Below are 13261 nucleotides of genomic sequence, written 5' to 3'. Positions count from 1 at the left end.
TTTTCATCATCCTCCGAAAATTTAGTTAATTTTATTTTAAAATAGAGTATTGCTTCATTTCAGTGACTTGCTTTTGTGAGCCGCGTGTAAGTGCTGTTTGCCCAGTTCGTGACAAGTCTTTAATGCCATATGGACGAAGCAGCTCAATCATCGATTCAATTTTCTCGAAATTCCCTACTACTTGAATCGTGACACTATCTCTAGCAACGTCGATAATCGTCGCCCGGAAAGGCTCGATAATGACGTTAATTTCAGCGCGAGTTTGTGGTGTGGTCATCACTTTAATGAGAGCCAGCTCGCGCGATACAATCGCTAAATCGGTAATGTCTGTTACTTTTAATACATCGATTTGCTTATTCAATTGCTTTAACACTTGTTCAATCGTTCGCTCATCTTCTACATGAACGATGACTGTCATCTTAGAGATCCCGTCTGTTTCAGTTGGACCGACTGTAATGCTTTCAATGTTAAATTGCCTTTTTGTAAATAAGCCGGTAATTCTGTTCAAAACACCACTTTGATTAAGAACAGTAACCGTTACAATACGTTTCATGGTCTCACCCCAATCATTTCATGAAGTCCTTTTCCTGGCGCAATCATTGGATATACTTTTTCCTTCGGTTTGATACGGAAATCAATGAGTACTGCTTGACGGTCATTTAATGTTTCTTGTAACACTTTCTCCGCCTCTTCTTCTGTCGAAACAGAGTAGCCGCGGATGCCATACGACTCTGCTAACTTCACAAAATCAGGCTGGCACGGAAGAAGTGATTGCGAATATCTTTCTTCATAGAATGTTTCCTGCCACTGTCGAACCATTCCTAATGCTTGGTTGTTAAAAATCATAATTTTAACAGGTAAGTTTAACTCAGCAATCAAACCTAGCTCCTGCAATGTCATTTGGAAACCAGCATCTCCAGCAATGGCTACTACTGTATCATCAGGATAGGCAATCTGAGCGCCAATCGCTGCTGGGAAACCAAATCCCATCGTGCCAAGCCCCCCAGATGTGACCCAGCGATTCGGTTTATTAAAACCGTAATATTGTGCCGTCCACATTTGATGCTGACCAACATCCGTCGTAACAATGGCATCCCCATTTGTAACCGCATGGATCATTTCAGTTAAACGCTGAGGAGAGATCCCCTCTTCATTGTCCGAATGCCATAATGGATATTCTTGTTTGTTCTTCTCTAACTTACTAAGCCATTCTTTCGCATCAGGAGCGGTTAATTCTAGGTTAAGCAACTTTTGCAATGCTTCTTTCGCATCCGCAACAATCGGAATCTTTGTTTCCACATTTTTTCCGATCTCTGCTGGGTCAATATCAATATGAGCGACTGTTGCATACTTCGCAAAATGCTGTAAATTCCCCGTTAAACGATCATCAAATCTAGCGCCAATATTAATGAGCAAATCACTTTCATACATTGCCATGTTGGCTGTGTACGTTCCATGCATGCCCCCCATGCCAAGAAATAGTCGATGATCGGATGGGAAAGAGCCTAAACCTAACAATGTATTAGCAACAGGAATATTCATTTCCTCTGCAAATGCTAATAATTCTTCTGTTGCGCCTCCATGTAATACCCCGGCACCTGCTAAAATAACAGGCTTTTTCGCTTCAGCTAATGCATCAACTAATTTCTTCACTTGTAAAACATTTGGCGTTAAGTTCGGCTGATAACCTGGTAAATTGACTTCTGTCACAAATTCCGGTTCGATCACCGTCGTTGCGATATCTTTAGGAATATCAATTAACACAGGACCAGGTCTTCCAGTGGTGGCGATATGGAAAGCTTCACGAATAATTCGCGGCAATTCTTTTAAATCTCTCACTTGGTAATTATGCTTTGTAATTGGCATCGTAATTCCGATTACATCTGCTTCTTGGAAAGCATCAGATCCGATCACGCCCGTTGCTACTTGGCCAGTGAAAATAACTAATGGCAGAGAATCCATTAATGCATCGGTAATTCCTGTTACAAGATTCGTTGCCCCCGGACCTGATGTCGCAATAACAACTCCTGGTTTACCTGAAACTCTTGCGTAGCCCTCTGCTGCATGAATGGCTGCTTGCTCATGTCGAGCTAAAATGTGACGAATAGGATTTTTGTATAGCGCATCGTAAAGCGGAAGAACAGCGCCCCCCGGATACCCAAATACGACCTCTACATTTTCTTTTTTCAGTGCTTCTATAAACAACTCTGCTCCATTCATCGTTTCTTTTACTAGCTTCGTCTCCGCCTTTACTTTTGGACTCATTCTGTTCCCCTCCAAATAGTTGTTTTATTCCCTAATTTGTAAGAGTGACTAGCTTTTTCAAAGAAAAGAAAACAACAAGAAAAGCCCTCCTCACCCTTACGCCTACTAATCCGATAAGCGCAGGGGTGAAAAGAGCTTTTCTTTCCACGGTACCACCCTGGTTTATGGTATTTTCACAAATACCACCTCATGGACAATCATTCATTGTCCTTTTTGATAACGAGTAGTAGCTACTCGACCAATCCTACTAGCGAACGTTCAGATCAGCACTCAGAGGGGATGTCGTTGTAAGAGGTATTACCGGGTCTCAGCTCTAACCGGCTCTCTGTGAAATACGGATTCTAACAACTTTTTCCTCGTCAACATGTTCATTATTATATTTTCATAATTCCGCCCGTACTAGCGGAGGTCACTAATTTAGAATATCTAGCTAAATAGCCTTTTTTAATCTTTGGCTCCGGTTGAACGAAATTCTTCTTTCTTTCAGCCAGTTCCTCTTCCGTAATCACGACATTTAATGTTCGATTCGGAAGGTCGATAATGATTTGATCACCATTTTCAACGAAAGCAATCGGACCACCTTCAGCCGCCTCAGGAGAAACGTGACCGATGGAAATTCCTCTTGATGCTCCAGAAAATCTTCCGTCTGTCATTAAAGCGACTTTCTTCTCTAATCCACGACCAGCGATAGCAGCTGTTGGAGCGAGCATTTCTGGCATTCCCGGGCCACCTTTAGGACCTTCATAGCGAATGACAACGACATGCCCTTCTCTCACCGTGCCGTTATTGATTCCTTCGAGCGCCTCATCTTGAGATTCAAAGACGATTGCTTCACCCATGAATGTTTGAATCGAAGGATCAACAGCCCCTACTTTAATTACTCCACCGTCAGGGGCCAAATTTCCGTATAGGATGGACAGTCCGCCCACAGGACTATAAGGATTGTCGCTTCGACGAATAACAACATCGTTCGTGATTTCAGCATCTTGCACATTTTCATACACTGACTTTCCAGTGATAGTGATGCGATCCTTACTGATAGCACCAATCTTACATAATTCATTTATAATCGCGCTAATTCCGCCTGCTTCATGAACATCCTGCATCGTATAGTCAGATGCTGGACTTATTTTCGATAAGTACGGAACTCTTTTGGCAATTTCATTAATTCGATTGAGGTCATATTCAATCTCCGCTTCATTCGCAATAGCTAACGTATGAAGAACCGTATTTGTCGATCCTCCCATCGCCATGTCAAGAGCGAATGCATCATCGATCGCCTCTTTCGTAACGATATCTCTTGGTTTCACATCATTCTTGACCATGTCCATCAAATGCTTAACTGCTTGTTTAATAAGCTTATGTCGTTCATTCGATGTGGCTACAATCGTCGCATTTCCTGGCGGTGTTACACCTAGCATTTCCATTAAAGAGTTCATGGAATTGGCTGTAAACATCCCTGAACAGGAGCCGCATGTCGGACATGCACTAGACTCGATTTCTAGTAGCTCTTCGGCTGACATTTTCCCAGATAGATGGGCGCCTACTCCTTCAAAAACAGAAACGAGTGAGAGTGGCTTTCCAGACTGTGTTTTCCCACCTTCCATCGGTCCGCCTGAGACGAACACGGAAGGGACATTTGTTCTAACAGCGGACATCAGCATCCCCGGTGTGATCTTATCACAGTTTGGAATATAGAATACTCCATCAAACCAATGAGCATTGATGACCGTTTCTGCCGCATCGGCAATTAATTCTCTACTCGGAAGCGAATATCTCATGCCAATGTGACCCATTGCGATCCCATCATCTACTCCAATCGTATTGAATTCAAACGGTACGCCTCCCGCTTCACGAATGGCTTCTTTCACTACTTCAGCAAATTTGTTTAAGTGAACGTGTCCAGGAATAATATCGATGTATGAGTTACACACTCCAATGAATGGTTTGTGCAAATCTTCTGTTTTCACTCCCGCTGCATAAAGCAAGCTGCGGTGTGGCGCACGATCGATTCCTTTCTTTATCATGTCACTGCGCATGGTATCTCCTCCAGATGTCATAAAGCTACATGTACATTGCAACAAGTTGAAAAATCATTTTACTTATTTCGAATAGCATTATTTATCTAGCTAATCTGAAAATTAAGTTTATGTTGAGGTCAATCATATCTTGCTTTTCACTATTGGTCAACACCTTTTATTAAATTTTTAGATTATTATAATTATTGAAGGGTTATTCATAAAATCTGGAATCGCTTACAAGGTTGAAAGTATAGGCTTTTAATTTTTTCTGGCATAAAATTTTTTTTATTTATTCAACCAAAAAAAAGCGCCAACTCATCGGCGCTTTAAAAAAGTTCATTCCATTTTTCAATTATTTGGTCGATCCAGCTTTTCTTTTCTTCTTTCTTTGGCATGTCTTCAATTTCGTTAACATCAAATGAAGCTTGCTCGATATGCGGTGAAATTTCCGTCATCATTTCTTTAAACAACGGAACAACTCCATCCGAGCTATTAGCGGTTAAATAATGCTCCTTGCTCACCGCTTCTACCCCTACCCAAACGGTCCCTACGATATTAGGAGTATAACCGACGAACCACTGATCTTTCGTGCCATTAATCCCTTCAATCGGCACTTGAGTAGAACCTGTTTTACCTGCGATATCCATTCCGGGGATGCGTGCTTTCTGACCAGATCCTCGCTCTACTACATTTAAAAGCATAGCCGTCATTTCATCAGTGACTTCCTTCGATGTTACTTCTACTTCTTTCGGCCCCCATTTTGGAGTGACTTGTCCATCCGGTCCGATGATTTTACGAATGAAGAACGTTTCCTTACGAACTCCATTGTTTGGGAACGTGGTGTAAGCTTCCGCAAGATGTAATGGAGAGATTCCTTTCGTCATCCCACCGAGCGCAATGCTTAAATTTTTATCTTCCTTCTCAAACGGAATACCGAAACGCTCAAGTGCGTTTAATCCTTTCGACAATCCGATTTGATCTAATAGCCAAACGGTTGGTACATTTAATGATTTCTCAACTGCGCGATACATCGGGACTTCCCCACGGTATTGGTCATCGTAGTTTGTCGGCTCATAGTCGCCAAACTTCATCAGTTCATCTTTTAACGTCGAATAACGATCATAACCTTCTTCTATAGCCGGAGTAAACACAGCTAGCGGCTTGATCGTGGAGCCTGGAGAAGTTCTCATTTGCGTCGCATAGTTGAATCCTCTAAATACATGCTCACCACGTCGACCAACAATAGCAACAACTCCTCCACTGTTCGGATCAACAAATACAGCCGCGCTTTGTGACGGATCACCGCTCACATCTTTAGGGAACAACCAGTCTTTTTTATATACATTTTCGAGACCGGCTTGCACATTTTGATCCATCGCTGTATAAATTCTGTAACCTTTCGTTAACAACTCGTCTTGAGTAAGTCCGAAGCGCTTAATGGCTTCGTTAATTACAGCATCTGCATAATGTGGATATTTCCCTTTTAAAGGGTCCCCGCTTTTATCTTCTAAAGAAATTTCTTCATACTTTGCTTCCTGAGCTTCCTCACTTGTGATAAAACCGTACTTTATCATTTGATCGAGAACGACATTTCTTCTTGCGATTGATTTGTCCATGTTCTTGTAGGGGTCTAACGTGGAAGGCGCTTTAATCACGCCTGCAAGTAAAGCAGATTCACTCAATGTCAGCTCACTTACATCTTTCCCAAAGTACTTTTTCGATGCATTTTGAACGCCCCATGATCCGCTTCCGAAATAGATCGTATTCAAGTACATCTCCAAAATTTCTTTTTTTGTATATACTTTTTCGATTTCTATCGCTAAAAATAATTCTTCAATTTTACGTTTGTACGTTCTTTCAGGCGACAGCAGGGCATTTTTCGTTAGCTGCTGCGTAATGGTACTGCCTCCTTGCCTCGTTCCTGTAGATAATAAGTTTTTAAAGAAGGCTCGTCCTATTCCTCTTAAATCAAACCCATTATGCTCATAAAAGCGATGATCTTCAATCGAAATAACCGCTTCTTGTAAATGCTCCGGCATTTTTTTAATCGGGACGCTGTCCGAGCGATTGGCAGATAACTTACTCGCTTTCTCCCCATCGACATCATATAAAATAGTAGACTGGGACAGCCCACGTTTTAATGATTCAACATCCGCTGACTTCATAAAATATACAACGAAACCTAAAAACAATAAAATGGAAACTGATACTAACAAAATCGTGATTTGCGTTAAATGAAACTTCTTCCATTTATCACCTATAAATTTAATACCTTTCTTCATTACCTTATTCATTACTGTATTCCTTTCCTCCTGGAAAAGCTTAATTCCTCGTTTGGCATAAGCTTATTGTAAAGATAATCATCGAGATTGCAATGAAAATGCATACGTGAGCATAGTAATAAAGAAGCCGGCGGTCTATTACCGTCGGCTTTCTTATGGAAAAATTAATTTGTTTTCTTTGTCTGATCTTCTTCGTCTTCCATAACGCCCTTCATACCGCGTTTAAACTCGTGAAGTGTTTGTCCTGCTGCTTTTCCAAGCTGAGGAAGCTTGGAAGGTCCAAAAAGCAATAATGCCACAATCACAATAATCGCAACTTCTCCAAAACCAAGGTTCATCGTTTTTATCCCCTTTTGCTGAAAATGAAGTTTAACAAATTTATTATACATAAAAAAAAACATTTTGAAAATCATCAACAGGTAAAGCTTGTTTTTCTGCCATACTTAAACATTCCAATGAGTTGTCATGGATTCCCACTTCACTGTTTGTTACTATTATATTAAAAAGACTGGAGGATTTTATGGAAAAGAAGCTGCAAGAGCTAGATGAAGAAACGTTATTTATCGTTTCCCAAACGTTTAAAGCTTTATCAGACCCAACAAGATTACGGATTTTAAATTTACTGTTTACTGGTGAGCACTCAGTCAATGAAATTGCTGAGAACTTATCCTTGCTACAATCTACCGTTTCACACCAGCTAAGGTTTTTAAAAAATTTACGGCTCGTGAAATATCGCAGAGAAGGAACGACCTTATATTATTCTCATGACGATGAGCATGTTATCGATCTACTTTGCCAAGCGATTGAGCATGCTAAACACCATTAACTTCTATAATAAAGAATTCGCTAAACAGCGATATTGATTTTAATGATTACTTTTTCAAATAAAGGGTAGAAAAGAAATAGCATGATGTCAAAGGGGCTTATCTTTATGTATACAAAACGTATCCTATTTCTTTCACCCATCAATCATTTGAGTATCATGGCTGAAGGCTGGGCATCTCGACTGCATGCCCCCATGCTAACATTCATCAGTGCTTCTTGCTTTCACGCCAGTGAAGATCACCTCGCCATTTCAGCTATGCAGGAAGTAAATATCGATATTTCCTATTTGCAGGCAAAGCCGATGACTGCTGAGCTATTAAATGAAGCCGATTTAGTAATATCTATTTATGATTTTAGTCGAGACGAGCAGCTAGACACCTCTTTCTTCGATCAAAAAAATATTCTTCACTGGAATATCCCTAATCCTTCATACGTTCAAGAACCTATCGAAAAGTGGGCTACTTATCAAGTTGTTTGCGATACATTGGCTGACTATGTGAAAGGGTTGCAACAATATATAAAGTGAAACTTCAATCAGTGGGAGTCTTACAGCCCGTTAATGCGGGATAACATGACGTAACTTGCTGAAAGTAGGGAAGGCTCTTCTTCGTGAGCCCTCCCTATTCTTACACATATTTCCGTTGCATTTTATTGCCGCTATAACAAAACACGACTTCCCGATCTTCCACAATCGTTTCTAAATGAACGGCTCTTCCCCAAAGTGTATATACATACGGCAATACCTTCTCTAAATATTTTAAATCAAGTTCAATCCCTTCATACCAATGCTTTAAATATAATTCACCTGATTTCATATAATCCCCATCATTCACCGTAATATACGGGAAGCCCCCATTCACTCTCATGCCTACAAGCTGATCGCGAACGTTTGTCCACTCCTTGTCCGTGATTTTATAATCTTTACCTTTTTTTTCGAACAAATACATATCTTCTCTCATCACAAGATCCTTTGTTAAATAATTACGTAAAAAGGAAATATCTGATTCGATTTCACGGACTTCAAACATTTTTTCGCGCCCACTTCCCGGTTGGACACCATTTCTAATCATTTCTTCCGTCGGATGATTATATCGCTCTTCGATATCCTCGAACATTTTCAACCCTAAATAATAAGGGTTGATTGTCGTTCGAGATGGCTGAATCACACCGGCATTCAGCTTAGCAAATTCAATTGCTTCTCCAGATGTAAGGTCCAGTTCTCGAATAATTCGCTGATGCCAATACGACGCCCATCCTTCATTCATAATTTTTGTTTCTAACTGCGGCCAAAAATAAAGCATTTCTTCCCGAACCATCGTCATAATATCACGCTGCCAATCCTCAAGCTCCCGACTGTATTGCTCAATAAACAGCATAATATCCTTTTCCGGTTGCGGCGGCAGCTTTTTCTTCAACTTTTTTTCGGGCTTCTCCTTATTTTCTGATGAATCTAACGACCATAAATCATCATAGGGACTGACCCTTACTTTCTCTTCTTCCTCTTCTTCATTTTTCCAAGGCAATTGGGGGCGAATTAAAGACGGATCAATATGCTCTTCAATGGCTAACACCGCATCTAAAAACTGTTCAACCGTCTCCTTGCCATAATCGATTTCATATTGGTGAATACGATCAGCTGTCGCCGCCATACTTTCAACCATATGACGATTCGTTTGACTAAATCGGACATTACTTTTAAAGAAATCACAATGAGCGAGTACATGGGCAACAATTAATTTGTTTTGAATTAACGAATTCGTATCAAGCAAAAAGGCATAGCATGGATTAGAATTAATTACTAATTCATAAATTTTGCTCAACCCAAGATCATACTGAAGCTTCATTTTAAAAAACTGTTTTCCGAAGCTCCAATGAGAAAATCTTGTCGGCATTCCGTATGCGCCAAATGTATAAATAATTTCTGCCGGACAAATTTCATACCTCATCGGGTAAAAATCGAGACCAAACCCAGAAGCAATTTCGGTAATCTCATCAATTGCATACTGAAGCTTCCTCATCTCTACCGCATTCATCTTCACTCCCCCTTTTTTCCTTTACCAATACTTATGAAAAAAAAGAGCAAGACATACCACAAGAAAAAGGCTGACACATTTTAAAGTCAGCCTTTTTGCTTATTTATTCGCTTTTAAACGAGGAAGATTGAATAGTATAGCTACGATCCCACTGATCCCGATTAACACAGGATAAATCGAATAGCTCATAATGCTAATGGGCGAAATACTAGCGAGTCCGGCCGCTGCTAACATTTGGGCTCCGTACGGGATCATCCCTTGAATCAAACAAGAGAACACATCGAGTATACTCGCTGATTTCCGCGGGTCAATGTCATACTCATCCGCGATATTTTTCGCTAGTGGACCAGCAACGATAATTGCGATTGTGTTGTTCGCCGTTGATAAATTCGTTAAGCTAACAAGGGAAGCAATTCCGAATTCCGCCCCTTTTTTAGTGCGAATCCTTTTCATAACAAATTGTAAAATAAATTCGATACCACCGTTGTAACGAATCACTTCAATCATTCCACCAATAATGATGGCAATCATCGCCATTTCCAACATACTGCTGATCCCTTCAGATATCGCTTCAATAAAAGAGAAGAATGTATAGCTACCATCCGATAGGCCGATCATTCCCGCCAAAAGAATACCACCGCTTAATACGACTAGCACATTCATCCCAGCTACAGCCGCTACTAATACAGCTACGTACGGAATAATTTTAATGATTTCGTATGATTCTGCTATTACTATACTTTGCTGTCCAGCAGTGATCATTCCTAAAAAGACAGCCGTGATCACCGCCGCTGGAAGGACGATCAAGAAATTCGTTCGAAATTTATCGGCCATTCTTGTTCCTTGTGTACGTACTGCTGCAATCGTTGTATCGGAAATGATCGATAAATTGTCGCCAAACATCGATCCACCAATGATCGTTGCCATCGCTAAAGCTAGCGGAATCCCCGTTTCATCAGCAATGGCTACCCCAATAGGTGCCAAAGCAACAATCGTTCCGACAGATGTTCCCATCGATAAAGAAATAAAACACGCAATAATGAACAAGCCAACCATTAATAAATTTTGCGGCAAAATAGACAGCGCTAAATTAACGGTTGAATCGACAGCTCCCATTCCTTTCGCTGTAGAAGCAAACGCCCCTGCCAGCAAGAAGATGAAAGCCATTAGCATAATATTTGGATGCCCTGCACCTTTCGAAAAGATATCCACTTTCTCCATAAATGTTTTTTTTCGATTCATCATTAACGCAATCGCCGATGTAATAAATAGAGCAACGATAATCGGCATTTTATAAAAATCACCAGTGGCGATACCACTTCCAATAAAGATCAACAAAAAAATCAACAGCGGAAACAGCGCCCAACCGTTTGCTTTTTCACTCAACTCCTCCACTCCTTCCATAAAATCGCAAAAATAAAAGACCTTTCTGTCAGCAAGAAGAGGTCTCAATGTAAAAAACACCCTTCTTATCTTTCAAGCATCTACTTGCTGGATTTGGCACAGCACTCTATTTAGAGTCCGCTGCCGAGACGTCTTAGGGCCAGTCCCTCAGTCTCTCTTGATAAGAATTGTTCCATATGTTATTGTCAAAAACTTACGAACTTTCCATTTGGAAATTACTTTTTTTGAGTGTAGCCCACTCCGACTATTATACATTGTTCCTGCTAATCAGCAAGCTTTTTTTCATCATGACAGCCTACCCATTATTTGCAGAGAGAACTTTCGCCGCACCGACATATACTATAATCAATTCCTCTTAAAGGAGGGACTGCCTATGGAATATACGGATTACGACCGGGCTCTCTATTATGTCCATCGGTCCGATTGGAACAATTTATTAATTTTAATGGTTAGAACGAATGACCATTTGCTTTCAAAAAAAATTGAGCATTTCCTCCATGCTCGTCGGTTCCCTAATTCTTATTCTGCAGTGGAGCAAACGTTTTATACATTGTTCCACTATATCGAGCACGCCAATTCGCTGAACACGTAAAGAATTCCACCAGAAAGGCGGTTTTCCGAAGAAAGCCGCCTTATTATTATATCATTTGATGAATGTGTTCCATAACCTTTCGCTCGACTTCTTGAAGCTTGAGGTCGCTGCTCTCTAACGATTCGCTAACGACGCCGAAATAAAACTTCACTTTCGGTTCTGTTCCAGAAGGTCGCATACATACCCACGTTTGATCATCTAAGAAATATTTCAACACATTGGAAGCCGGCAATTCAATCGCAGATGTCTCCCCTGTTTGTCCATCAGTCCGCTCACTCGTTAGATAATCCTCTACAATTCTAACAGCCCTGCCAGCGAGTTCTTTCGGTGGCTGTTCGCGGAATGACGATAAGATCGCCTCGATTTTGTTCGCTCCTTCAATCCCTTTTAGCGTAAGGGATGTTAACCCTTCACGATAATAGCCGTGACGACGATAAAGGTCAAGCAAGACTTCATATAATGTTTTTCCTTGTTGTTTATAGTAAGCACAAGCTTCTACTGCCAAAATCGCCGCTTGAATCGCATCTTTATCGCGAGCGAAATCTGCCACTAAATAACCGTAGCTTTCTTCATAGCCAAATAAAAATTGATATTCCCCCGTTTGTTGATACGCTTCAATTTTTTCTCCGATAAATTTAAAGCCGGTTAGTACATCTTCACAAGAAACACCATACGATTCAGCGACGATTCGACCTAGCTCCGATGTCACAATCGTTTTGAACACACGACCGTTTTCCGGAAGTTGCCCCTTTTCCTTCTTTTGTGACAGAATGTAATCCATTAACAGCGCGCCGGTTTGATTGCCTGTTAACAACATATATTCACCGTCTAAATCCTTTACAGCGATGCCAAGTCGGTCAGCATCGGGATCAGTGGCAATTAATAGATCTGCTTGCTCAGCTTTTCCATCGCGAATTGCTAGCTCAAACGCCGCTCTTTCTTCTGGGTTTGGAGATTTCACAGTGGAAAAATTCGGATCTGGCTGTTCTTGTTCAGCGACGACCGTCACCTGCTTGTAGCCTAGTGCTTCTAATCCTTTACGCACAGGCATATTTCCAGTTCCATGAAGCGGTGTGAACACCACTTTCACATCCGATTCCTTTGCTAGCTGTGGCTGTTCCGAAATCGTCATTAAATGCTCAATATAAGAACGGTCTACTTCTTCACCGATCATTTTCAATAAACCTGTTGCTTGTAACACTTCAATTGCTTCTACTTGTATATGTAATTCATTAGGGATGCTGTTTACTTTTTCAATGACCTGGTCGGCCTCTTGCGGTGCAAGCTGCGCGCCGTCTGGTCCGTACACTTTATAGCCATTATATTCAGGTGGATTATGACTAGCTGTAATCACAATCCCAGCAAATGCCTGCAAATGTCGAACAGCAAATGAAAGTTCCGGGGTTGGTCGTAATTGTTCAAACACATACGTTTGTATACCATATGTTGCAAGCGTTTTGGCACTTTCAAGGGCAAATTCAAACGATTTATGTCTTGAATCAAACGCAATCACGACACCGCGTTGCTTCGCTTCTTCCCCATGCTCAAGAATGTACTCCGCTAAACCAGCAGATGCTTTCCGAACAGTATAAATATTCATCCGATTCGTTCCTGCACCAATGATGCCGCGCATGCCACCCGTACCAAACTCTAAATTTTTGTAAAAAGCCTCTTCAATACTCGGCTCATCCATCTCAATTTCAGCAAGCAGAGTATGCATTTCTTCGTCTAAGCCTTGAAACTCTTTCCAACGCGTAAATTCAGCTTTCCAACTCATCCGCAATCTCCCCTAACTCATCAAAAAAGTATCTTTCCCTTCTATTTTATCATACAATTGGT

11 protein-coding genes and 1 riboswitch are annotated in these 13261 nt (G+C 40.9%); of the genes, 3 read left to right on the top strand and 8 right to left on the bottom strand.

Annotation, left to right across the window (positions count from 1 at the left end; genetic code table 11):
• Nucleotides 1-31 precede the first annotated feature (31 nt).
• From ilvN to ACSVDJ_RS04780, 5 genes are all read right to left on the bottom strand, one after another.
• Nucleotides 32-553 carry an acetolactate synthase small subunit gene (gene ilvN, locus ACSVDJ_RS04800; RefSeq protein WP_439169710.1) on the bottom strand — a complete coding sequence of 174 codons (522 nt, stop codon included), beginning with the start codon at nucleotides 551-553 and terminating at the stop codon, nucleotides 32-34.
• A complete protein-coding gene (ilvB, locus tag ACSVDJ_RS04795) occupies nucleotides 550-2265 on the bottom strand; it encodes an acetolactate synthase large subunit (protein WP_439169712.1) in 1716 nt (571 codons plus the stop codon). The genes ilvN and ilvB overlap by 4 nt, the downstream gene beginning before the upstream one ends.
• A 374-nt stretch (nucleotides 2266-2639) precedes the next feature.
• Nucleotides 2640-4304 carry a dihydroxy-acid dehydratase gene (gene ilvD / locus ACSVDJ_RS04790; protein WP_439169713.1) on the bottom strand — a complete coding sequence of 555 codons (1665 nt, stop codon included), beginning with the start codon at nucleotides 4302-4304 and terminating at the stop codon, nucleotides 2640-2642.
• Between the two features lie 308 nt (nucleotides 4305-4612).
• Nucleotides 4613-6580, bottom strand: coding sequence for a transglycosylase domain-containing protein (locus ACSVDJ_RS04785; protein WP_439169714.1), 1968 nt, complete (start codon nucleotides 6578-6580; stop codon nucleotides 4613-4615).
• Between the two features lie 152 nt (nucleotides 6581-6732).
• Nucleotides 6733-6906 carry a twin-arginine translocase TatA/TatE family subunit gene (locus ACSVDJ_RS04780; protein ID WP_094836565.1) on the bottom strand — a complete coding sequence of 58 codons (174 nt, stop codon included), beginning with the start codon at nucleotides 6904-6906 and terminating at the stop codon, nucleotides 6733-6735.
• Nucleotides 6907-7088: 182 nt separating this feature from the next.
• Between ACSVDJ_RS04780 and ACSVDJ_RS04775 the strand changes: the two genes are divergently transcribed.
• Together ACSVDJ_RS04775 and ACSVDJ_RS04770 are read left to right on the top strand one after the other, a co-directional pair.
• Nucleotides 7089-7394 (top strand): ArsR/SmtB family transcription factor, encoded by a 306-nt coding sequence (locus tag ACSVDJ_RS04775; RefSeq protein ID WP_095479922.1) that lies wholly within the window; start codon nucleotides 7089-7091, stop codon nucleotides 7392-7394.
• A gap of 105 nt (nucleotides 7395-7499) precedes the next feature.
• Nucleotides 7500-7919: an arsenate-mycothiol transferase ArsC gene (locus tag ACSVDJ_RS04770; RefSeq protein WP_439169716.1), complete on the top strand. Its 420-nt coding sequence runs from the start codon at nucleotides 7500-7502 to the stop codon at nucleotides 7917-7919.
• Nucleotides 7920-8019: 100 nt separating this feature from the next.
• Here ACSVDJ_RS04770 and ACSVDJ_RS04765 read toward each other — a convergent pair whose 3' ends face one another.
• Both ACSVDJ_RS04765 and ACSVDJ_RS04760 read right to left on the bottom strand, forming a co-directional pair.
• Nucleotides 8020-9426 carry a SpoVR family protein gene (locus ACSVDJ_RS04765; RefSeq protein ID WP_439169718.1) on the bottom strand — a complete coding sequence of 469 codons (1407 nt, stop codon included), beginning with the start codon at nucleotides 9424-9426 and terminating at the stop codon, nucleotides 8020-8022.
• Between the two features lie 99 nt (nucleotides 9427-9525).
• Nucleotides 9526-10830, bottom strand: coding sequence for a Na+/H+ antiporter NhaC family protein (locus ACSVDJ_RS04760; protein WP_439169719.1), 1305 nt, complete (start codon nucleotides 10828-10830; stop codon nucleotides 9526-9528).
• Nucleotides 10831-10892: 62 nt separating this feature from the next.
• Nucleotides 10893-10997, bottom strand: a riboswitch (SAM riboswitch).
• 206 nt (nucleotides 10998-11203) lie between these two features.
• Between ACSVDJ_RS04760 and ACSVDJ_RS04755 the strand changes: the two genes are divergently transcribed.
• Entirely contained in the window at nucleotides 11204-11422 is a 219-nt protein-coding gene (locus ACSVDJ_RS04755) for a YhdB family protein (RefSeq protein WP_439169720.1), read from the top strand.
• A gap of 46 nt (nucleotides 11423-11468) precedes the next feature.
• On the opposite strand, the gene ACSVDJ_RS04750 is transcribed toward ACSVDJ_RS04755, so the two are convergent.
• On the bottom strand, nucleotides 11469-13199 hold the full coding sequence (locus tag ACSVDJ_RS04750; RefSeq protein ID WP_439169721.1) for a phospho-sugar mutase: 1731 nt from the start codon (nucleotides 13197-13199) through the stop codon (nucleotides 11469-11471).
• Nucleotides 13200-13261 lie beyond the last annotated feature (62 nt).

This window comes from Bacillus sp. Hm123, from assembly GCF_051842975.2.
Lineage (GTDB): Bacteria > Bacillota > Bacilli > Bacillales > Domibacillaceae > Bacillus_CE.
The sequence above is the reverse complement of the archived record's forward strand: the minus strand, read 5'-3'. Positions and strand labels throughout refer to the sequence as shown.